This is a genomic window from Pseudomonas sp. LB3P25 (assembly GCF_054897985.1).
The window spans coordinates 988,723-1,011,346 of the sequence record NZ_CM142711.1; the positions used below are offsets into that span (position 1 = coordinate 988,723).

The 22,624-nt window shown below is 57.8% G+C and carries 15 protein-coding genes, 2 tRNA genes and 3 rRNA genes; 9 read left to right on the top strand and 11 right to left on the bottom strand.

The genetic code is table 11. From position 1 onward, the window contains the following. Positions 1-61: 61 nt before the first annotated feature. Both ACYZTW_RS04300 and ACYZTW_RS04305 read right to left on the bottom strand, forming a co-directional pair. On the bottom strand, positions 62-1,027 hold the full coding sequence (locus ACYZTW_RS04300; protein WP_462003877.1) for a 2-oxoglutarate and iron-dependent oxygenase domain-containing protein: 966 nt from the start codon (positions 1,025-1,027) through the stop codon (positions 62-64). Positions 1,028-1,198: 171 nt separating this feature from the next. Then, the gene (locus tag ACYZTW_RS04305) at positions 1,199-2,281 is read right to left on the bottom strand and encodes a BMP family ABC transporter substrate-binding protein (protein ID WP_462003878.1); all 1,083 of its coding nucleotides are present in this window, start codon (positions 2,279-2,281) and stop codon (positions 1,199-1,201) included. Positions 2,282-2,591: 310 nt separating this feature from the next. Here ACYZTW_RS04305 and ACYZTW_RS04310 point away from each other — a divergent pair, with 310 nt between their 5' ends. Beyond that, positions 2,592-3,680: a calcium:cation antiporter gene (locus ACYZTW_RS04310; protein ID WP_462003879.1), complete on the top strand. Its 1,089-nt coding sequence runs from the start codon at positions 2,592-2,594 to the stop codon at positions 3,678-3,680. 126 nt (positions 3,681-3,806) lie between these two features. Here ACYZTW_RS04310 and ACYZTW_RS04315 read toward each other — a convergent pair whose 3' ends face one another. The 3 genes from ACYZTW_RS04315 to ACYZTW_RS04325 form a co-directional block, all read right to left on the bottom strand. Beyond that, a complete protein-coding gene (locus tag ACYZTW_RS04315; protein WP_462003880.1) occupies positions 3,807-5,165 on the bottom strand; it encodes an 8-oxoguanine deaminase in 1,359 nt (452 codons plus the stop codon). Positions 5,166-5,437: 272 nt separating this feature from the next. Beyond that, positions 5,438-6,124 (bottom strand): SDR family oxidoreductase, encoded by a 687-nt coding sequence (locus ACYZTW_RS04320; protein ID WP_462003881.1) that lies wholly within the window; start codon positions 6,122-6,124, stop codon positions 5,438-5,440. A 25-nt stretch (positions 6,125-6,149) separates the two neighbouring features. Continuing rightward, positions 6,150-6,500, bottom strand: a complete 351-nt coding sequence (locus tag ACYZTW_RS04325; protein ID WP_046054540.1) for a MerR family transcriptional regulator — start codon at positions 6,498-6,500, stop codon at positions 6,150-6,152. A gap of 82 nt (positions 6,501-6,582) precedes the next feature. On the opposite strand from ACYZTW_RS04325, the gene ACYZTW_RS04330 reads away from it, so the two are divergent. Further along, on the top strand, positions 6,583-7,029 hold the full coding sequence (locus ACYZTW_RS04330; RefSeq protein WP_462003882.1) for a hypothetical protein: 447 nt from the start codon (positions 6,583-6,585) through the stop codon (positions 7,027-7,029). Between the two features lie 60 nt (positions 7,030-7,089). On the opposite strand, the gene ACYZTW_RS04335 is transcribed toward ACYZTW_RS04330, so the two are convergent. From ACYZTW_RS04335 to ACYZTW_RS04360, 6 genes are all read right to left on the bottom strand, one after another. Then, a complete protein-coding gene (locus ACYZTW_RS04335; protein WP_462003883.1) occupies positions 7,090-8,016 on the bottom strand; it encodes an ABC transporter permease in 927 nt (308 codons plus the stop codon). Then, complete coding sequence (locus tag ACYZTW_RS04340; protein WP_462003884.1) at positions 8,016-9,122, bottom strand: ABC transporter permease; 1,107 nt, start codon at positions 9,120-9,122, stop codon at positions 8,016-8,018. The genes ACYZTW_RS04335 and ACYZTW_RS04340 overlap by 1 nt, the downstream gene beginning before the upstream one ends. 10 nt (positions 9,123-9,132) lie before the next feature. Further along, positions 9,133-10,698: an ABC transporter ATP-binding protein gene (locus tag ACYZTW_RS04345; protein ID WP_462003885.1), complete on the bottom strand. Its 1,566-nt coding sequence runs from the start codon at positions 10,696-10,698 to the stop codon at positions 9,133-9,135. 531 nt (positions 10,699-11,229) lie between these two features. Next, positions 11,230-11,811, bottom strand: a complete 582-nt coding sequence (locus ACYZTW_RS04350; protein WP_462003886.1) for an IMPACT family protein — start codon at positions 11,809-11,811, stop codon at positions 11,230-11,232. A gap of 7 nt (positions 11,812-11,818) precedes the next feature. Beyond that, positions 11,819-12,469 carry a TetR/AcrR family transcriptional regulator gene (locus tag ACYZTW_RS04355; RefSeq protein ID WP_462003887.1) on the bottom strand — a complete coding sequence of 217 codons (651 nt, stop codon included), beginning with the start codon at positions 12,467-12,469 and terminating at the stop codon, positions 11,819-11,821. A 178-nt stretch (positions 12,470-12,647) separates the two neighbouring features. After that, the gene (locus ACYZTW_RS04360; protein ID WP_008006295.1) at positions 12,648-13,568 is read right to left on the bottom strand and encodes a LysR family transcriptional regulator; all 921 of its coding nucleotides are present in this window, start codon (positions 13,566-13,568) and stop codon (positions 12,648-12,650) included. 124 nt (positions 13,569-13,692) lie between these two features. On the opposite strand from ACYZTW_RS04360, the gene aptA reads away from it, so the two are divergent. The 7 genes from aptA (at position 13,693) to rrf (ending at position 22,501) form a co-directional block, all read left to right on the top strand. After that, positions 13,693-15,042, top strand: coding sequence for an omega-aminotransferase AptA (gene aptA, locus ACYZTW_RS04365; RefSeq protein WP_462003888.1), 1,350 nt, complete (start codon positions 13,693-13,695; stop codon positions 15,040-15,042). 139 nt (positions 15,043-15,181) lie between these two features. Continuing rightward, on the top strand, positions 15,182-16,675 hold the full coding sequence (locus tag ACYZTW_RS04370; RefSeq protein WP_462003889.1) for a CoA-acylating methylmalonate-semialdehyde dehydrogenase: 1,494 nt from the start codon (positions 15,182-15,184) through the stop codon (positions 16,673-16,675). A gap of 625 nt (positions 16,676-17,300) precedes the next feature. Beyond that, positions 17,301-18,839, top strand: a 16S ribosomal RNA gene (locus ACYZTW_RS04375). 82 nt (positions 18,840-18,921) lie between these two features. Beyond that, positions 18,922-18,998: transfer RNA gene (locus tag ACYZTW_RS04380), tRNA-Ile, on the top strand. A gap of 27 nt (positions 18,999-19,025) precedes the next feature. Beyond that, positions 19,026-19,101, top strand: a tRNA-Ala gene (locus ACYZTW_RS04385). A 236-nt stretch (positions 19,102-19,337) separates the two neighbouring features. After that, positions 19,338-22,229 (top strand): 23S ribosomal RNA (locus tag ACYZTW_RS04390). A 156-nt stretch (positions 22,230-22,385) separates the two neighbouring features. Next, positions 22,386-22,501: ribosomal RNA gene (gene rrf, locus ACYZTW_RS04395) — 5S ribosomal RNA — on the top strand. The 16S, 23S and 5S rRNA genes sit together here with 2 tRNA genes alongside, the layout of an rRNA operon. Positions 22,502-22,624 lie beyond the last annotated feature (123 nt).

Below are 22,624 nucleotides of genomic sequence, written 5' to 3' on the forward strand. Positions count from 1 at the left end.
GATGGTGAGCATTCTACAGATGCCCGTAGAAACAATTAGCAAAACCTGACCAGCCGGTTCATCACACCGCTTCCTGTTCCCGTCGATAGGCGTAGGTATCGGCGAAGCGTGAGAGCAGGAATTCGGCGCAGGTGGTGGCCGGATACTTTGCCGGGTGCCGTTCATCCTGACAGCCGGGCAGGCATTCGATGATCGTGTCGGGGTGCGGCTCGGCGAAGAACGGCATCGAGTAGCGGTCCACGCCCAGCGGGCTGATCACCCGGTGCGGCGTCGACAGGTAACGGTCGTTGCTCCAGCGCGCCATCATGTCGCCGAGGTTGACCACGAACGTGCCGTCGATCGGCGGTGCGTCGATCCACTTGCCTTTAACGTTTCGCACTTGCAGACCGCCGGCGGCATCTTGATACAGCAGGGTGATGCAGCCGTAATCGGTGTGGGCGCCGGCGCCTTGCTGCTCTTCGGAACTGGCAGTGTGGCGCGGCGGATAGTGAATCATCCGCAGCACGCTGACCGGCTCAACGAAGCGGGTGTCGAAAAAGTCGCGCTCGATGCCCAGCGCTACGGTCATGGTCCGTAACAGGGTTTGTGCCAAGGCCTGCATGTCGACGTAGTGCTGCTCCATCAGCGATTCCCAGCCGGGCATCGACGGATGGCGGTTGGGGCCGCGCAAGGGTTTTTCCGCGAGCACTTCAGGGTGATCGGCCGGCAGGTGCAGGCCCATGTCGAAGGTTTCTTTCAGGTCGCTGGGTTTGCTCGGGTCGAGTTGTTCAGTGGCGATGGCGCCATAACCGCGGTGGTGGCGGGTTTGGGTGATGTCGATCTTGAGTTTTTCGGCGGCGGGGAGGGCGAAGAAACGTTGGGCGCTGTCGAGCACGGCGTTAATGCGCGCTGCGCTGATCGGGTGACCTTTGATGTAGAAAAAGCCCCACACGCGGCAGGCGTGGTCGATTTGCGTGGCGATTGATTGCCAGGCGTGTGCGTCATCGCTGTAGAGCGGGGCGATGTCGATGATTGGGAGTTGATTCATGCGCAGTCCTTAAGAACGCTGAAAATCCATTGTGGGAGCGAGCCGGCTCCGGGCGGCGTTCCGACGAAAGCGGTGTGTCAGCCAACATCCATGTTGAATGTTAGTCCGCTATCGTCGGAACGCCGCCCGGGCCGGCTCGCTCCCACAGGTACTGTGTACTGACTGAAGGAGCTACTTCGGCATCTCGGCCTTCATGCCTTCGACGTAGTAGTTCATCGATGCCAGCTCCGTGTTGCTGGCCGTCGCCCCCGCCGCAATTTTCTCTGTGCCTGCCTGATCCTTGATCGGTCCGGTGAACGGATGGAAAGCACCGCTTTTGATGTCGGCAATGATTTGCTCTGCCTCGGCCTTCACCGGCGCCGGCACCAGATCGCTGATCGGCAACTCAACCGTACCTTCCTTCAACCCGCCCCAGTAATCCTGCGATTTCCACGTGTGGTCGAGCGCGCTTTGGGTCGCCTGAATGTAGTGCGGGCCCCAGTCGTTGACGATGGACGTCAGCACCGCTTTCGGCCCGAAGTGCGCCATGTCCGAAGCGTAGCCCACGGCATATACGCCGCGACGTTCAGCCGCCTGGATCGGCGCCGGGCTGTCGGTGTGCTGGAACACCACGTCAACGCCCTGATCGATCAGGGCGTTGGCGGCATCGGCCTCTTTGCCCGGATCGAACCAGGAATTGACCCACACCACTTTGATCTCGGTGCCGGGGTTGTACGTGTTCAGGGCCAGTTGAATGGCGTTGATGTCGCGGATCACTTCCGGGATCGGAAAGGACGCGACATAGCCGATCTTTTTGGTCTTGGTCATCTTCGCCGCGAGGAAACCGCCGACGTAGCGACCTTCATACGTGCGCGCCAGGTAGGTGCCGAGGTTCTTGTCCTGCTTGTAGCCGGTGGCGTGTTCGAAGGTCACCTTGGGAAATTGTTTGGCGACTTTCAGGGTCGGGTTCATGTAGCCGAAGGACGTGGTGAAGATCAGGTCGTACTTGTCCTTGGCCATGTTTCGGATCACCCGTTCGGCGTCGGCGCCTTCAGCGACGTTTTCCACGTAGTTGGTGGTGATCTGGTTGCCGAATTTTTCGGCCAGCGCCTTGCGCCCCTGTTCATGCTGATACGTCCAGCCGTGGTCGCCAATCGGACCGATGTAGACGAAGCCGACTTTCAGCGGGTCGGCTGCACTGGCGGTCAGGCTGGCGCTCAGACCGATGGCTGCGGCGACGGCGCAAAGCAGCTTCTTCAACGGACGTTTGTGCATGAATTCGAACTCCATGGTGTTGTGAGGTTGGCAAGGTCAATGCAAATTGCTGACCAACAGGACAACAAATAGGCTGAGCCCGTGTAACGGCCTTCGCGAGCAGGCTCGCTCCCACAGGGGATATGCGGTGCACGGAGATCAAATGTGGGAGCGAGCCTGCTCGCGAAGAGGCCCGCAAGGCCAATAAAAGTGCACGCCCTGAACCTGTTGCCATCCACTGGTGCGCTAAGGTGTAACGAAACGTTAGCGCCGCCCCGCAGTCACTAGCTCATCACCCTGATTTCGCTTCAGTCGGCAAAAAAGGCCCGCAATGCTCACATTCCTCAAGCAAGAAACGTTTCTGTTGCTGGCCCTGCTCGCCGCCGTCGTTGCCTATCCACTGGAACACTGGATGCTGCACAGCGGCCAACCCATTGCGCTGACCGCCGGCCTCGTACTGATCGCCTTCATCGTCGCCGCCTCCATGCGCGTCGCCCATCACGCCGAGCTGCTCGCGGAAAAAGTTGGCGACCCCTACGGCACGATGATCCTGACCCTGGCCGCCGTGCTGGTGGAAGTGGTGATTCTGGCGATCATGATGAGCAACGAGGCCTCATCGACCCTGGTGCGCGACACGATTTATTCGGCGGTGATGCTCGACATCAACGGCATCCTCGGTCTGGCCGCGTTGATGGGCGGGATCAAGCACGGCGAACAGTCCTACAACGACGACTCGGCGCGCAGTTACAGCGTGATGATTCTCACCGCCATGGGCGTTTCCATGGTGGTGCCGGAGTTTATTCCCGAGGCCAACTGGAAAATTTATTCGGCGTTCACCATCGGCGCGATGATCGTGCTCTACGCCCTGTTCCTGCGTATGCAGGTCGGGCCGCACAGTTATTTCTTCAGCTACAGCTATCCGGAAAAACGTCGCAAGAAAGTCCCGGAGGAAGAACCTGAACCGGTCAATCTGGCGCTGAGTATTGGGACATTGGTGTTCGGCGTGGTGGTGATCGGCGCATTGGCCGAGGTGATGTCCAAAACCCTCGACCTGGGCCTGGAAGGGACGGGCGCACCGCCGGTGATAACGGCGATCCTGGTGGCGGCAATCTCGGCGGCGCCGGAGATACTGACCGCGTTGCGGGCGGCACTGGCCAACCGCATGCAGTCGGTGGTCAACATCGCCATGGGCGCGTCACTGTCGACGGTGATCCTGACGGTGCCGGTGATGGAGGCGATGGCGCTCTACACCGGCCAGCCGTTCCAGATGGCGATGACCCCGGTGCAGACCGTGATGGTCTTCCTCACCTTGCTCGTCAGCGCGATCAACCTCAACGATGGCGAAACCAATGCCATCGAAGGCATGACCCACTTTGTGCTGTTTGCGACATTCATCATGTTGTCGCTGCTCGGTCTCTGAAATCACCACAAATCCCCTGTGGGAGCGAGCCTGCTCGCGATGACGGAGTGTCAGTCAACATTGATAGTGTCTGACACACCGCTATCGCGAGCAGGCTCGCTCCCACAGTTTTTGATTGGTGTTATGTCAGGTACCGGCGATTAGCTGTCGAGCCGCCTGACTGTGATCGGCAATCAAGCCTTTCAAATCCAACCCTTCAACCTGGCCATCAATCACCCGCCATTTGCCGCCGACCATCACCCGATCCGCCCGATCCGCGCCGCACAGCAGCAACGCCGACACCGGATCATGGCTGCCGGAAAACCGCAGCTCATCCAGCTTGAACAGGGCCAGATCCGCCTGCTTGCCCACCGCCAGTTCGCCGATATCGGTACGGCCCAGCAACTGCGCCGAACCCTTGGTCGCCCACCCCAGCACCAACTCCGGCGTGATCTTCTCGGCGCCATAACGCAGCCGCTGAATGTACAGCGCCTGACGGGTTTCCAGCATCATGTTCGACGCATCGTTGGACGCCGAACCGTCCACGCCCAAGCCCAGCAACGCACCCGCAGCTGTCAGTTCCAGCGTCGGGCAAATGCCGGAAGCCAGACGCATGTTCGAACTCGGGCAATGGCAAATGCCGGTGCCGGCAGCGCCGAGGCGAGCGATTTCATCCGGGTTGAAGTGAATGCCGTGAGCGAGCCAGGTGCGCGGGCCGAGCCAGCCGACGCTGTCCAGGTAATCCACGGTGCGCAGGCCGAAGCGTTGCAGGCAGAAGTCTTCTTCGTCGAGGGTTTCGGCCAGATGGGTGTGCAGGCGCACGTCGAGTTTGTTCGCCAGGTCGGCGCTGGCCGACATGATTTCCGGGGTCACCGAGAACGGCGAGCACGGCGCGAGGGCGATCTGGATTTGCGCGCCGTCGCCACGTTCGTGGTACTCGGCGATCAAGCGCTGGCTGTCGGCGAGGATGACTTCGCCTTCCTGAACGGTTTGCTGCGGCGGCAGGCCACCGTCCTTCTCGCCGAGGCTCATGGAACCGCGCGTCAGCATGGCGCGCATGCCCAGTTCGCGGACGCTCTCGACTTGTACGTCGATCGCATTTTCCAGGCCTTGCGGAAACAGGTAGTGGTGATCGGCCGCGGTGGTGCAGCCAGACAGCAGCAACTCGGCCAACGCGACTTTGCTGGCGAGGGCGAGTTTTTCAGGGGTGAGGCGTGCCCAGACCGGGTAGAGGGTTTTCAGCCACGGGAACAACGGCTGATTGACCACCGGCGCCCAGGCTCGGGTCAGGGTTTGATAGAAGTGGTGATGGGTGTTGATCAGTCCCGGCAGGATCACATGCTCGCGGGCATCGAACACTTGTCCACAGGGCGCGGACGGTTGCTGGCCGGTGGCGAGCACTTCGACGATCAAACCGTCTTGCAGCACCAGGCCGCCACGGGCATCGAGGCCATTGGCAGTGAAGATCGCGAGGGGATTTTTTAACCAGGTACGGGTCGCAGGCATGTTGGCCGGCTCCTCTGAAAGTGGGGTTCAGGTTAGCCAGCTCAGTGATTACCCTGTCTGCTGATCCAGGGTCGCCGCGGGGACGAGGTGCGGAGTTTCATTCAAAAAAGCATCGCGGGCAAGCCCGGCCCGACAGAACAACCCCAGCCTCTGTGTGGAATGATCCCTTGTGGGAGCGAGCCTGCTCGCGAAGGGGGCCTCACATCCAACATCAATGCTGGATGACAAACCGCTTTCGCGAGCAGGCTCGCTCCCACAGTAGACGGTGGTGATTACCAGGGAATGGTTTCACCCCGGTAATTCACAAAATGATGCCCGCCGTTACTGGCGTATGCGTTCACCTGATCGACCAATCCGCGTGTACTGGTTTCCACATCAATGTCAGCACCTTCACCGCCCATGTCGGTCTTCACCCAACCCGGATGCAGCGACAGCACGGTGAGTTTCTGGTCGCCCAATTGAGTGACGAAGCTGTTGGTCATCGAGTTCAGCGCTGCTTTGCTGGCCTTGTACAACGCCAGCTCCGGCGCATCCGGCATGGTCACGCTGCCCAGCACCGAACTCATGAACGCCAGCACGCCACTGTCCGGACGGATCTGCCCGACGAAGCGCTGGGCCAGGTTGATCGGCGCCACGGCGTTGGTGAAAAACAGTTGCCCGACTTCGGCCAGCGTCGCGCCTCCCGGCGTTTGAACTTCCGGGCCTTTGACCCCGGCGTTCACGAACAACAGGTCAAACACTTCGCCCTTGAGTTGTTGGCTGAGGGCGATGACCGCCTGCTGATCGTCCATGTCGAGTTTTTCGATCCGCACCTTGCCCAAGGCCTGCAAGGCTTCGGCGTTCTGCGGGTTGCGCACGGTGGCGGTGACCTGCCAGCCGTCGGTCAGCAGGGTTTTTACCAGACCGAGGCCCAGGCCCCGGGAGGCGCCGATGATGAGTGCGGTTTTTGCCGTAGACATAAATGGCTTCCTTGATAAATGAGGATCACGGATTTAATGGACAACGTTGACCGAGCCGTTGCTGCAACTCCTGACGCAGGGCGCCGAGTTCGTCGATTCGGGTTTCGATCAGTTTGAGTTTGTCTTGCAGCAATTGTGTGACGGCGCTGTCCGGGTCGGGCGACTGCCACAATGCGGCGACGCTGTTGCCGATCTCGCCGAGCGTAAATCCCAACCGCTGGGCGGTCTTGATGTACAGCACCAGCTGCACCATGTCCGCCGGATAGTCGCGATAACCGTTGGCGCTGCGTTGCGCCGCAATCAACCCGCGCTGCTCGTAGAAGCGCAGCGTGTCGCGGCTGACGGCGCTGGCCTGGGCTAATTCACCGATGCGCATCATGACATCTCGAGAGGGCTTGACGCTGGAGCATACTCCAGGCTTTAGCCTTGTTGCTCCCTGAATTGATGGAGCAAGACGGATGTGGACTTCAACGCAATATCGCCGGTTGGTGAAGGGTAGCGCCTGGTATGACTTGATCGTGACGGCAGCGTTTGCCACGCCGTGGAGTTTTGCAGCGTTGCATGGCGTTTTGTTGAGTGTAAGTCAGGCGTTCAACTTGCCTGGCGAGTTGCCGCCGTTTGAGCCGATGCACCTGCTGATGGCCAATCTGTTGGGGTCGATTGTCTGCGTGTGGGCGGTGCTGCGGATCCGTGATCCGCAGCAGGTGTTTGGGCGGTATGACGCCGTTGGCAGATTTCTGTTCTCCGCTTGGCAGCTCTATGCCTTGCTCCATGGCGCCAGCTCTTTGTTGGTGATTTTCTTGTTCTTTGAATTGGCTTGGGGCGTTGTTCAGGTGTTGCCTGTTCGGACGCTTTCGCGAGCAGGCTCGCTCCCACAGGGGATCCGTGTCGACCCGCAATCCTGAGTTAAACCCGGACTACTGTGGGGGCGAGCCTGCTCGCGAAGAGGCCGGTGCAGACAAACACTAATGCCCTGCCTGCCACGGCTGCCCCAACGACATCGGCGCATACAACCGCGTACGCAGCGCATCCCGGGACAACAGCACCAACACCACAATGGTCGCGACATACGGCAGCATCGCCAGCAGACTCGACGGAATCGCCAGCCCCAACCCCTGCGCCACCAGGTGCAGGATGCTGGCGAGTCCGAACAGATACGCCCCCAGCAGCAACCGCCACACCCGCCAACTGGCAAACACCACCAGCGCCAAGGCAATCCAGCCACGCCCGGCGCTCATGTTCTCCGCCCACATCGGCGTGTAGGCCAGCGACAAATAAGCCCCGGCCAATCCCGCCATCGCTCCACCAAACAGCACCGCCAACGTGCGCACGCCCAACACCGGCAAGCCCATGGCACTGGCCGCATCCGGGTTTTCCCCGACCGCCTGAATGATCAGTCCCACGCGACTTTTCACAATCACCCAGACCACCAGCGCAAACAGCGCGAACGACAGATACACCAGCAGATCCTGCGCAAACAGCATCCGCCCGATCAGCGGGATTTCACTCAAATAAGGAATCGCCACCGGCTCGAAACCCGCCAGCGGTTTACCGACCCACGCCGCGCCGACAAAGGTCGACAGGCCCACGCCGAAGATCGTCAGCGCCAACCCGGTGGCCACCTGATTGGCGTTGAACACCAGCGCCACCAACGCAAACAACGACGACAGCAGTATCCCGGCCAGCATCGCCAGCAATACACCGAGCCACAGGTTGCCGCTGTTCAGGGCGACGATAAAACCAATCACCGCACCAAACAGCATCATTCCTTCCTGACCGAGATTGAGGACGCCGCTCTTCTCACAGATCAATTCACCGAGTGCCACCAACAACAACGGCGTGCCGCAGCGGACCATGGCGTAGAAAATATTGCTCAGCAGATCGATATCCATCACAGCGCTCCTGCGTGTACGGCGGTGGTCTGTGCACGACGGGCCCAGCGCAGGTTCAAGCGCGGTCGGTAGAGAATCAGCACGTCACTGGCCAGCAGAAAAAACAGCATCATTCCCTGGAACAATTGCGTGATGGCCTGCGGCAGATTCATGCTCATCTGCGCGCTCTCGCCGCCGATGTACAACAGCGCCATCAGCAGACTGGAAAACAGAATACCGATGGGATTGAGTCGCCCGAGAAACGCCACGGTGATCGCGGCATAGCCATAACCGGGAGAGACTTGCGGCACCAATTGGCCGATCGGCCCGGTGACTTCACACACCCCGGCCAGCCCCGCCAATCCACCGCTGATCAACAGCGCCAGCCAGATCAGCCGCTTCTCGCGAAAGCCGACGAAACCCGCCGCACGCTTGTCCAGCCCGAGCACTTTGATCTGGAACCCGATAAAGCTTTTCTGCAGCAACACCCACACCGCCACCAACGCGAGCAAGGCGAAATACACGCCTGCGTGAACCCGACCGTCCTCCATCAACAGCGGCAAACGGCTGGCATCGCCGAACATCGCTGACTCCGGAAAGTTGAACCCGGCCGGATCCTTCAGCGGCCCATGCACACAGAACAGCAACAGGTTCAGGGCGATGTAATTGAGCATGATGCTGGTGAGGATTTCGTTGGCGTTGAAACGCGTGCGCAACCACGCCGTCAGCCCGGCCCATGCCGCGCCGGCCAAGGTGCCGGCGAGCAGGATCAACACCAGCGCCCAGCGACTTTGCAGGCCGATGATATTCACGGCCAGCGCACTGCCGGCCAACGCGCCGAGCAGCAACTGACCTTCGGCACCGATGTTCCAGATCCGCGCTTGATACGCCACCGCCAGCCCCAATGCGCAGAGCAAAATCGGCAGCGCTTTGACCAGCAGTTCAGAGACGCCATACAGGTCGCTGACTGGTGCGATGAGCAACGTGTGCAAGGTCAGTAACGGGTCATGCCCCAGCGCGATAAACAGCAGCGAGCCACAGCCCAGTGTCAGCACGGCCGCCAGCAACGGCGAGCACCACAGCATCAGGCGCGATTGCTGGCCACGGGGTTCGAGAGAAAGCAGCATGTGAACTCCGTTAAACCGTTGCGGGTGCGAGTGATTGAGGGGCGTCGAACTGGCCGGCCATCCAGCCGCCGACATCGATCAGGCGCGTGTCGATCGTGGCCTTGAGCGCCGACAATCGACCGCTGCACAAAGCGCCGAGGCGGTCGCTGATCTGGAACAGTTCGTCGAGGTCTTCGGAGATCACCAGGATCGCCGCGCCGGCGTCGCGTAAGGCAATCAGCGCCCGGTGGATGGTCGCGGCGGCGCCGACGTCCACGCCCCAGGTCGGGTGCGCGGCCACCAGCAGTTTCGGTTGCTGCAGGGTTTCGCGGCCGAGGATGAATTTCTGCAAGTTGCCGCCGGACAGGCTGCGGGCCGGTGTCTGGGTGTCGGGCGTCTTGACCCCGAAGCGGCGGATGATTGCTTCGGCCAGCGCTTCGACCTTGCCGCGCTGGATCAGGCCGTTGCTGACCAGCCCTTGTTGAAAGGCAGTGAGCAGGGCGTTTTCCGCCAGGCTCAGGTCCGGCACCGCGCCATGGCCCAGACGTTCAGCGGGGACGAAGGCCAGGCCCAGTTTGCGCCGTGCATCCGGCCGCAAGTGCGCCACCGGTTGCCCGCCGAAACTGATCGTTGCGCCGTCGTTGCGGCTTAGCAGTTCTTCGCCACTGAGCAGGGCCAGCAACTCATCCTGACCATTGCCCGCGACCCCGGCGATGCCAACGATTTCGCCGCTGCGTACTTCAAGCGCGATGTCCTTCAGCGAACAGCCGAAGGGATCCGGGTTGCGCCAGGACAATCCGCTCACACTCAAGAAGACATCACTTCCGATCACCTTTGGATAATCGGTAATCAACTCGGCTGCTTCACCCACCATCAACTGCGCCAGTTGCCGATCTGAACACTCGGCCGGCACGCAATGCCCGGCCACCCGACCGCCGCGCAACACCGTTGCGCTATGGCACAACGCGCGAACTTCACCGAGTTTGTGGCTGATAAACAGAATGCTGCAGCCCTCGGCGGCCAGTCGACGCAGGGTGACGAACAATTCGTCGGCCTCTTGCGGAGTCAGCACCGAGGTCGGCTCATCGAGAATCAGCAGACGGATGTCCTGCATCAGGCAGCGAATGATTTCCACCCGCTGGCGTTCGCCGATCGACAGGCTGTGGACAAGTCGCTCCGGTTCCAGCGCCATGCCGTAGCGCCGGGAGACTTCACGAATTTTCGGCTCAAGCTGTTTCGGTGTGCCAGCCGCCGCGCCCATGGCCAGGGCAATGTTCTGCGCTACGCTCAGCGTCTCGAACAGCGAGAAATGCTGGAACACCATGCCGATTCCCAGGCTACGAGCCTGAGCCGGGTTGCGCATTGTCACGGGTTGCCCTTGCCAGATCATCTCTCCCGAGTCTGCGTGGGTGACGCCGTAGATGATCTTCATCAGCGTACTTTTGCCCGCGCCGTTTTCGCCGAGCAGGGCGTGGATTTCGCCGGGTGCAATGCTCAGATCGATGGCGTCGTTGGCCAGGCAACCGGGGTAGCGCTTGCTGATTCTGCGCAGTTGCAGACGAGGTGTTTGATCGGGGATCGGCACGGGGTTGGGCATGACAGGCTCGGGTCGATTGAAGGGATGCCTGTGGACAAAGCAATTTCCTGGCCATTGAGTCAAGAAAACTCAAAAGCGTTACAGGTTAAGGCTTTGAAGGCGGTGCCTTGCCCTATGTCGATCCCGAACCCGGCACCACTTGAGGGCAAAGCCGTTCATCAGGCTCTGGTTTTGCTCAGGGTGTTTGGTCAAAAAACAAGCAACCGACCGCAAGCCATACCGGACATGGGGCGGCGACAGCCATGAACGGGTTATCCACAGATTGCTCCACAGTATTTGTGCGCAAGCCCGAAGCTCGGGCATAAGCACTGCGTGGCTTTCTTCTAAAGGTGATAAACCACGCTAACTGATTGTTTTTACGTGGATTTAGCTTTTTTGATGGCAGATTGGGCGAAAAGTGAGCAAAGCCCGCAAAGCCGCATGACAGAAGGGCTACAGCCGGATGTGCTCAGGTTATCCACAGCCGGGTGCACAGTAGATGTGGGCAAATGCACCAGTTCGACGAAAGGGCTGTGAACGTTGTTGGTGCGATTAGTGCTGCAACAAAATGCGCCCGCGACTCAAATCCGCCAGCTGCGTTTGCAGGGTATCGATCTGGCTTTCGCCGATCGCCAATTTCAGTTCTACGCCATTGGCCGCGAAGGTTTCTTCCACCACCAATCCACCCAGTTCCGCCACCCGAAGCTTCACCAGCGGCAACTCTGCAAAAGCACAGGCACAACTCACTGGCACCCGACTGATCAACTCAACCTTTGCCGCCGCTTGCAGGCACTTATTGGCGCCGCCGCCATACGCCCGGGCGAGGCCACCGGTGCCGAGTTGAATGCCGCCATACCAACGAATCACCAGCACCGCGACCTGATCGCAATCCTGCGCGTCGATTGCCGCCAGAATCGGCCGGCCAGCGGTGCCGCCGGGCTCGCCATCGTCAGTGCTGCGGTATTGGTCGCCAAGCTTCCAGGCCCAGCAATTGTGCGAGGCATTCAAATCGCTGTGTTGTTCGATGAACGCCTGGGCTTCAGCAGGGCTGCTGATCGGCGCGGCGAAGGTGATGAAGCGGCTTTTGCGAATCTCTTCGCGGTATTCGCAAAAGCCGCTGAGGGTAAAAGGCATAAGTGTCTTAGATCGTTGGCGTCAGGCCGCAGCCCTTGAGAATGATGCGGATCAGGTTGTCGCCGGCGTCTTCCATGTCCTGCTTGGTGAGCTTGGTGCGCCCGCTGACACGGCAAATCTGCGTGGCAAAGTCCGCGTAATGCTGAGTGCTGCCCCACAAAAGGAAGATCAGGTTCACCGGGTCGACCGGGTCCATTTTTCCGGCGTCGATCCACGCCTGGAACACGGCGGCACGGCCCTGGAACCAGGCGCGATAGTCTTGATTGAAATATTCGGTCAGGCATTCGCCGCCGCTGATGACTTCCATCGCGAAGATTCGCGAGGCTTGCGGCTGACGACGGGAGAATTCCATCTTGGCGCGGATATAACGCGTCAGCGCTTCGGCTGGATCATCCTCGGCTGTCAGGGTGTTGAAGGTGCTGTCCCACAACTCGATGATGTTGCTCAACACCGCCACGTACAAACCGAGTTTGTTGGTGAAGTAGTAATGCAGGTTCGCCTTGGGCAACCCGGCATTCAGGGCGATGGTGTTCATACTGGTGCCTTTGAACCCGTGACGGGCGAACTCGTCTTCGGCGGCTTTGATGATGGTCTCTTCGTTCTTCTGACGAATGCGGCTGGCAGGTTTGCCGCCGTGAGCGGGGACTTCAAAGGTCATAGGCACTTCCGAACAGGTGGGTGGGTGCAACCAATGCGTTGATAGCGCACCCACAGGCATCAGACAAGTCCTGGAACGATAAAACTGTGGGAGCGAGCCTGCTCGCGAAGGCGGCGTGTCAGCTGTAGAAGTATCGACTGACACTCCCTCTTCGCGAGCAGGCTCGCTCCCACAAGTTTCAACGCGTAGCGGCCAAGCTTTCGAGGAAGCTTTCCAGCACCAGATGCGGGCGACGGCCCTTACGGGTGACGGATGCGAGGCTCAGGTCATAGAACCGCGCTTTTGGTTTCAGCGCACGCAATCGGCCTTGCTGCACCCAGAGGCTGGCGTAGTGGTCCGGCAGGTAGCCGATGTAGCGCCCGGTGAGGATCAGGAACGCCATGCCTTCACGGTCCGAGGCACTGGCGGTGCAATTGAGCGCCTGGTAATGGGCCTGGATTTCTGCAGGCAAACGGAAGGTCGGCGCGATGGCGTCCTGGCTATTGAGGCGCTCGTCATCCAGTTGTTTGTCGTCGACATAAAACAACGGATGACCGACCGCGCAGTAGAGCAGCGAGCGTTCGCTGTAGAGCGGCTGATATTCCAGCCCTGATAGCGCGCTGGCTTGCGGTACCACGCCGACATGCAATCGACCGTCGAGCACGCCTTGTTCGACTTCATTGGGCGCGATCATGCGGATCTGAATCTGCACGTCCGGCCCGCGCTCCTTCAATTGCGCCAAGGCGTGGGTGATGCGCATGTGGGGGAGGGTGACCAGGTTGTCGGTCAGGCCGATGGTCAATTCGCCGCGCAAGTGTTGGTGCAGACCGTTGACCTCGGTGCGGAAGCTTTCCAGCGCACTTAATAGCTGCAAGGCCGATTGGTAAACCTCGCGACCTTCTTCGGTCAGGGAAAACCCGGCGCGACCGCGTTGGCACAAGCGCAAACCGAGGCGCTGTTCCAGATCGCTCATTTGCTGGCTGATGGCCGAGCGACCGATTCCCAGGACCGATTCCGCTGCCGAGAAGCCGCCGCACTCCACCACACTGCGAAAAATCCGAAGCAGGCGTATATCAAAGTCACTGACTTGCGCCAGCGGATCGGGGCGACGGCTGCTCATAGTTTAGTGGTGACCTGACTGAACGTTAGAAGAGTTGGATTTCACCGACTTTATCCCCGTGGCAATTTAGCTGCAAGAACGCTTTTGATCTCTATGCCGCTTATTGCCCTGCGAGGTTTTTCCCATGAACGTGCCTGAAAACAACCCGACGTCCCTGGCCAGCCAGCTCAAGCTCGATGCTCACTGGATGCCCTACACCGCCAACCGTAATTTCCAGCGCGATCCGCGACTGATCGTGGCGGCTGAAGGCAGTTGGCTGATAGATGACAAGGGCCGCAAGGTTTACGACTCGCTCTCTGGTTTGTGGACCTGCGGCGCCGGGCATACCCGCAAGGAAATTCAGGACGCGGTCGCCAAGCAATTGGGCACCCTCGATTACTCGCCAGGTTTCCAGTACGGCCATCCGCTGTCGTTCCAGCTGGCTGAGAAAATCACCGACCTGACCCCGGGCAATCTGAATCATGTGTTCTTCACTGACTCGGGCTCCGAGTGCGCTGACACGGCGGTGAAGATGGTTCGTGCTTACTGGCGTCTGAAAGGCCAGGCCACCAAGACCAAGATGATCGGCCGTGCACGTGGTTATCACGGCGTGAACATTGCCGGTACCAGCCTCGGTGGCGTGAACGGCAACCGCAAAATGTTCGGTCAGGCGATGATGGACGTCGATCACCTGCCTCACACCTTGCTGGCGAGCAATGCCTACTCCCGTGGCATGCCGACAGAGGGCGGTATCGCCCTGGCGGATGAACTGCTTAAGCTGATCGAACTGCATGACGCTTCGAACATCGCCGCGGTATTCGTCGAGCCAATGGCCGGTTCCGCTGGTGTACTGGTTCCGCCACAGGGTTACCTCAAGCGTCTGCGCGAGATCTGCGATCAGCACAACATCCTGCTGGTGTTCGACGAAGTGATCACCGGTTTCGGCCGTACCGGTTCGATGTTCGGCGCCGACAGCTTCGGCGTGACCCCGGACCTGATGTGCATCGCCAAGCAAGTCACTAACGGTGCGATTCCGATGGGCGCGGTGATTGCCAGCTCAGAGATCTACCAGACCTTCATGAATCAGGCGACGCCTGAGTACGCGGTGGAATTCCCGCACGGCTACACCTATTCCGCGCACCCGGTGGCGTGCGCCGCTGGCCTGGCAGCACTCGATCTGCTGCAAAAGGAAAACCTGGTGCAGAGCGTGGCTGAAGTCGCACCGCATTTCGAAAATGCGCTGCACGGTCTGAAGGGCTCGAAGAACATTATCGACATTCGTAACTACGGTTTGGCCGGTGCAATCCAGATCGCACCGCGTGACGGCGACGCCATTGTGCGTCCGTTCGAAGCCGGCATGGCGTTGTGGAAAGCCGGGTTCTATGTGCGTTTCGGCGGCGACACCCTGCAGTTCGGCCCAACCTTCAACAGCAAGCCGCAAGACCTTGATCGTCTATTCGACGCGGTCGGCGAAGTGCTGAACAAGATCGACTGATCCCTGTAGGAGCACAGCTTGCCTGCGATGGCGTCCTTGAGGAAGGCATCGCGAGCAAGCTCGGCTCCTACGAAAAGCCATTCATATTTTAGCCGGCGCCCTCGACGGGCGTCGGTGGACAAAATTTCAGGAGCCCCGCATGAGCCTTATCCCGCATTTGATCAATGGCGAACTGGTGACCGAAGACGGTCGCACAGCTGACGTGTTCAACCCGTCCACTGGCCAGGCGATCCACAAGCTGCCATTGGCCAGCCGCGAAACCATTCAAAAAGCCATCGACTCGGCCAAGGCTGCATTCCCGGCCTGGCGTAACACTCCGCCAGCCAAGCGTGCACAGGTGATGTTCCGCTTCAAGCAACTGCTGGAGCAGAACGAAGCACGTATCGCGCAGCTGATCAGCGAAGAACACGGCAAGACGCTGGAAGATGCGGCGGGTGAATTGAAGCGCGGTATCGAGAACGTCGAGTTCGCTTGCGCGGCACCGGAAATCCTCAAGGGCGAATACAGCCGTAACGTCGGCCCGAACATTGATGCCTGGTCGGACTTCCAGCCGTTGGGCGTGGTGGCCGGTATTACTCCGTTCAACTTCCCGGCCATGGTGCCGCTGTGGATGTATCCGCTGGCGATCGTCTGCGGCAACTGCTTTATCCTCAAACCGTCCGAGCGTGATCCAAGCTCCACGCTATTGATCGCTCAATTGTTGCTGGAAGCCGGTCTGCCTAAAGGTGTGCTGAGTGTGGTGCACGGCGACAAGGCTGCGGTGGACGCGCTGATCGAAGCGCCGGAAGTCAAAGCGTTGAGCTTCGTTGGTTCGACGCCGATTGCCGAATACATCTACGCCGAAGGCACCAAGCGCGGTAAACGCGTTCAGGCACTGGGCGGGGCGAAGAACCATGCGGTGCTGATGCCGGATGCGGATCTGGATAACGCGGTCAGCGCACTGATGGGCGCGGCGTACGGTTCTTGCGGCGAGCGTTGCATGGCGATCTCGGTGGCTGTGTGTGTCGGTGACCAGGTGGCGGATGCGTTGGTGGCCAAGTTGGTACCGCAAATCAAGGCGCTGAAAATTGGTGCCGGAACTTCGTGCGGTCTGGACATGGGGCCGCTGGTTTCGGGTCAGGCTCGTGACAAAGTCAGTGGCTATATAGAAGACGGTGTTTCTTCTGGTGCGACCTTGGTGGTGGATGGTCGTGGTTTGAGCGTGGCCGGGCATGAGGAAGGGTTCTTCCTGGGTGGCTGCCTGTTCGATAACGTCACGCCAGAGATGCGCATCTATAAAGAAGAGATCTTCGGGCCGGTGCTGTGCATTGTGCGGGTGAATAGCCTGGAAGAGGCGATGCAGCTGATCAACGATCACGAGTATGGCAACGGCACCTGCATCTTTACCCGTGATGGGGAAGCGGCGCGGTTGTTCTGCGACGAGATCGAAGTCGGTATGGTTGGCGTCAACGTGCCATTGCCGGTACCGGTGGCTTATCACAGCTTTGGTGGCTGGAAGCGCTCGCTGTTCGGCGACCTGCATGCGTATGGTCCGGATGGCGTGCGTTTCTACACACGTCGCAAGGCCATTACCCAGCGCTGGCCACAACGGGCGAGCCATGAAGCTTCGCAGTTCGCATTCCCTAGCTTGTAAGTAGAAGGGAAGAAGGCCGGCCCCTTGGGGCCGGCCTTTGCGTTTCAGGGCTTTTTTTACCTATATGACAGAATTGTGAAAATAGGTGTTGACGGCAGATTCTGGAAGTCTATAATTCGCCCCACTTCCGGCGCAGTCGAAACGGAAAACTCCTTGGTAAACAAAGAGTTATGCAGTTTTCGGCAGCCAGTTGCTTCAGTTCATCGAAGCCTGGAAGGAGTTGAAAGAGCGGGGTTGTTTGGCTCTTTTAACGGTTCGATCTTCTCGGTCGAAAGCGGTGAAAAAGAGGTGTTGACAGCAGCGAGTAACGCTGTAGAATTCGCCTCCCGCTAACGAGAGATCGAAAGCGCAAGTGGTTGAAGTTGCAAAGGAAACTTTGAAAACTTCGAAAAATAACCGCTTGACAGCAACAGAGGCTGCTGTAGAATGCGCGCCTCGGTTGAGACGAAAGATCTTAACCAACCGCTCTTTAACAACTGAATCAAGCAATTCGTGTGGGTGCTTGTGGAGTCAGACTGATAGTCAACAAGATTATCAGCATCACAAGTTACTCCGCGAGAAATCAAAGATGTAACCAACGATTGCTGAGCCAAGTTTAGGGTTTCTTAAAAACCCAAAGATGTTTGAACTGAAGAGTTTGATCATGGCTCAGATTGAACGCTGGCGGCAGGCCTAACACATGCAAGTCGAGCGGCAGCACGGGTACTTGTACCTGGTGGCGAGCGGCGGACGGGTGAGTAATGCCTAGGAATCTGCCTGGTAGTGGGGGATAACGCTCGGAAACGGACGCTAATACCGCATACGTCCTACGGGAGAAAGCAGGGGACCTTCGGGCCTTGCGCTATCAGATGAGCCTAGGTCGGATTAGCTAGTTGGTGAGGTAATGGCTCACCAAGGCGACGATCCGTAACTGGTCTGAGAGGATGATCAGTCACACTGGAACTGAGACACGGTCCAGACTCCTACGGGAGGCAGCAGTGGGGAATATTGGACAATGGGCGAAAGCCTGATCCAGCCATGCCGCGTGTGTGAAGAAGGTCTTCGGATTGTAAAGCACTTTAAGTTGGGAGGAAGGGCATTAACCTAATACGTTGGTGTCTTGACGTTACCGACAGAATAAGCACCGGCTAACTCTGTGCCAGCAGCCGCGGTAATACAGAGGGTGCAAGCGTTAATCGGAATTACTGGGCGTAAAGCGCGCGTAGGTGGTTCGTTAAGTTGGATGTGAAATCCCCGGGCTCAACCTGGGAACTGCATTCAAAACTGTCGAGCTAGAGTATGGTAGAGGGTGGTGGAATTTCCTGTGTAGCGGTGAAATGCGTAGATATAGGAAGGAACACCAGTGGCGAAGGCGACCACCTGGACTGATACTGACACTGAGGTGCGAAAGCGTGGGGAGCAAACAGGATTAGATACCCTGGTAGTCCACGCCGTAAACGATGTCAACTAGCCGTTGGGAGCCTTGAGCTCTTAGTGGCGCAGCTAACGCATTAAGTTGACCGCCTGGGGAGTACGGCCGCAAGGTTAAAACTCAAATGAATTGACGGGGGCCCGCACAAGCGGTGGAGCATGTGGTTTAATTCGAAGCAACGCGAAGAACCTTACCAGGCCTTGACATCCAATGAACTTTCCAGAGATGGATGGGTGCCTTCGGGAACATTGAGACAGGTGCTGCATGGCTGTCGTCAGCTCGTGTCGTGAGATGTTGGGTTAAGTCCCGTAACGAGCGCAACCCTTGTCCTTAGTTACCAGCACGTTATGGTGGGCACTCTAAGGAGACTGCCGGTGACAAACCGGAGGAAGGTGGGGATGACGTCAAGTCATCATGGCCCTTACGGCCTGGGCTACACACGTGCTACAATGGTCGGTACAGAGGGTTGCCAAGCCGCGAGGTGGAGCTAATCCCAGAAAACCGATCGTAGTCCGGATCGCAGTCTGCAACTCGACTGCGTGAAGTCGGAATCGCTAGTAATCGCGAATCAGAATGTCGCGGTGAATACGTTCCCGGGCCTTGTACACACCGCCCGTCACACCATGGGAGTGGGTTGCACCAGAAGTAGCTAGTCTAACCTTCGGGAGGACGGTTACCACGGTGTGATTCATGACTGGGGTGAAGTCGTAACAAGGTAGCCGTAGGGGAACCTGCGGCTGGATCACCTCCTTAATCGACGACATCAGCTGCTCCATAAGTTCCCACACGAATTGCTTGATTCATTGAAGAAGACGATAAGAAGCAGCCCGAAATTGGGTCTGTAGCTCAGTTGGTTAGAGCGCACCCCTGATAAGGGTGAGGTCGGCAGTTCGAATCTGCCCAGACCCACCAATTTTGTGTGGGAACCTGTAGTAATACGGGGCCATAGCTCAGCTGGGAGAGCGCCTGCCTTGCACGCAGGAGGTCAACGGTTCGATCCCGTTTGGCTCCACCACTACTGCTTCTGTTTGTTGAAAGCTTAGAAATGAGCATTCCATCGTTGAGATGGTGAATGTTGATTTCTAGTCTTTGGCTAGATCGTTCTTTAAAAATTTGGGTATGTGATAGAAAGATAGACTGGACCACACTTTCACTGGTGTGGGATCAGGCTAAGGTAAAATTTGTGAGTTAAATTGCGAATTTTCGGCGAATGTCGTCTTCACAGTATAACCAGATTGCTTGGGGTTATATGGTCAAGTGAAGAAGCGCATACGGTGGATGCCTTGGCAGTCAGAGGCGATGAAAGACGTGGTAGCCTGCGAAAAGCTTCGGGGAGTCGGCAAACAGACTTTGATCCGGAGATGTCTGAATGGGGGAACCCAGCCATCATAAGATGGTTATCTTAAGCTGAATACATAGGCTTAAGAGGCGAACCAGGGGAACTGAAACATCTAAGTACCCTGAGGAAAAGAAATCAACCGAGATTCCCTTAGTAGTGGCGAGCGAACGGGGACTAGCCCTTAAGTGGCTTTGAGATTAGCGGAACGCTCTGGAAAGTGCGGCCATAGTGGGTGATAGCCCTGTACGCGAAAATCTCTTAGTCATGAAATCGAGTAGGACGGAGCACGAGAAACTTTGTCTGAATATGGGGGGACCATCCTCCAAGGCTAAATACTACTGACTGACCGATAGTGAACTAGTACCGTGAGGGAAAGGCGAAAAGAACCCCGGAGAGGGGAGTGAAATAGATCCTGAAACCGTATGCGTACAAGCAGTGGGAGCCCACTTTGTTGGGTGACTGCGTACCTTTTGTATAATGGGTCAGCGACTTATTTTCAGTGGCGAGCTTAACCGAATAGGGGAGGCGTAGCGAAAGCGAGTCTTAATAGGGCGTCTAGTCGCTGGGAATAGACCCGAAACCGGGCGATCTATCCATGGGCAGGTTGAAGGTTGGGTAACACTAACTGGAGGACCGAACCGACTACCGTTGAAAAGTTAGCGGATGACCTGTGGATCGGAGTGAAAGGCTAATCAAGCTCGGAGATAGCTGGTTCTCCTCGAAAGCTATTTAGGTAGCGCCTCATGTATCACTGTAGGGGGTAGAGCACTGTTTCGGCTAGGGGGTCATCCCGACTTACCAAACCGATGCAAACTCCGAATACCTACAAGTGCCGAGCATGGGAGACACACGGCGGGTGCTAACGTCCGTCGTGAAAAGGGAAACAACCCAGACCGTCAGCTAAGGTCCCAAAGTTATGGTTAAGTGGGAAACGATGTGGGAAGGCTTAGACAGCTAGGAGGTTGGCTTAGAAGCAGCCACCCTTTAAAGAAAGCGTAATAGCTCACTAGTCGAGTCGGCCTGCGCGGAAGATGTAACGGGGCTCAAACCATACACCGAAGCTACGGGTATCACTTAGGTGATGCGGTAGAGGAGCGTTCTGTAAGCCTGTGAAGGTGAGTTGAGAAGCTTGCTGGAGGTATCAGAAGTGCGAATGCTGACATGAGTAACGACAATGGGTGTGAAAAACACCCACGCCGAAAGACCAAGGTTTCCTGCGCAACGTTAATCGACGCAGGGTTAGTCGGTCCCTAAGGCGAGGCTGAAAAGCGTAGTCGATGGAAAACAGGTTAATATTCCTGTACTTCTGGTTATTGCGATGGAGGGACGGAGAAGGCTAGGCCAGCTTGGCGTTGGTTGTCCAAGTTTAAGGTGGTAGGCTGGAATCTTAGGTAAATCCGGGATTCTAAGGCCGAGAGCTGATGACGAGTTACCCTCTGGGTGACGAAGTGGTTGATGCCATGCTTCCAAGAAAAGCTTCTAAGCTTCAGGTAACCAGGAACCGTACCCCAAACCGACACAGGTGGTTGGGTAGAGAATACCAAGGCGCTTGAGAGAACTCGGGTGAAGGAACTAGGCAAAATGGCACCGTAACTTCGGGAGAAGGTGCGCCGGTGAGGGTGAAGCATTTACTGCGTAAGCCCATGCCGGTCGAAGATACCAGGCCGCTGCGACTGTTTATTAAAAACACAGCACTCTGCAAACACGAAAGTGGACGTATAGGGTGTGACGCCTGCCCGGTGCCGGAAGGTTAATTGATGGGGTTAGCTAACGCGAAGCTCTTGATCGAAGCCCCGGTAAACGGCGGCCGTAACTATAACGGTCCTAAGGTAGCGAAATTCCTTGTCGGGTAAGTTCCGACCTGCACGAATGGCGTAACGATGGCGGCGCTGTCTCCACCCGAGACTCAGTGAAATTGAAATCGCTGTGAAGATGCAGTGTATCCGCGGCTAGACGGAAAGACCCCGTGAACCTTTACTATAGCTTTGCACTGGACTTTGAATTTGCTTGTGTAGGATAGGTGGGAGGCTTTGAAGCGTGGACGCCAGTTCGCGTGGAGCCAACCTTGAAATACCACCCTGGCAACTTTGAGGTTCTAACTCAGGTCCGTTATCCGGATCGAGGACAGTGTATGGTGGGTAGTTTGACTGGGGCGGTCTCCTCCTAAAGAGTAACGGAGGAGTACGAAGGTGCGCTCAGACCGGTCGGAAATCGGTCGTAGAGTATAAAGGCAAAAGCGCGCTTGACTGCGAGACAGACACGTCGAGCAGGTACGAAAGTAGGTCTTAGTGATCCGGTGGTTCTGTATGGAAGGGCCATCGCTCAACGGATAAAAGGTACTCCGGGGATAACAGGCTGATACCGCCCAAGAGTTCATATCGACGGCGGTGTTTGGCACCTCGATGTCGGCTCATCACATCCTGGGGCTGAAGCCGGTCCCAAGGGTATGGCTGTTCGCCATTTAAAGTGGTACGCGAGCTGGGTTTAGAACGTCGTGAGACAGTTCGGTCCCTATCTGCCGTGGACGTTTGAGATTTGAGAGGGGCTGCTCCTAGTACGAGAGGACCGGAGTGGACGAACCTCTGGTGTTCCGGTTGTCACGCCAGTGGCATTGCCGGGTAGCTATGTTCGGAATAGATAACCGCTGAAAGCATCTAAGCGGGAAACTAGCCTCAAGATGAGATCTCACTGGGACCTTGAGTCCCCTGAAGGGCCGTCGAAGACTACGACGTTGATAGGTTGGGTGTGTAAGCGCTGTGAGGCGTTGAGCTAACCAATACTAATTGCCCGTGAGGCTTGACCATATAACACCCAAGCAATTTGCTGACCTGAAGAGGCACCAGATTGCGGTGTGTGAAGACGACACGAGTCGAAAATTCGCAACGCAACACACAAATCTATCACCTACCCATTCGCTGGAGCGTGAACCTGCAAAGGCCCACGACCTGGCTACCGAATTTCTTGACGACCATAGAGCATTGGAACCACCTGATCCCATCCCGAACTCAGCAGTGAAACGATGCATCGCCGATGGTAGTGTGGGGTTTCCCCATGTGAGAGTAGGTCATCGTCAAGATTAAATTCCGAAACCCCTATCTGCGTATGCAGGTAGGGGTTTTGTTTTGTCCGCAGGAAAGTTCGTACAGCAATACCGGACGGCTCCCGGCTGTCACAGTCTCCCGACAATGCTAAGGTTCGG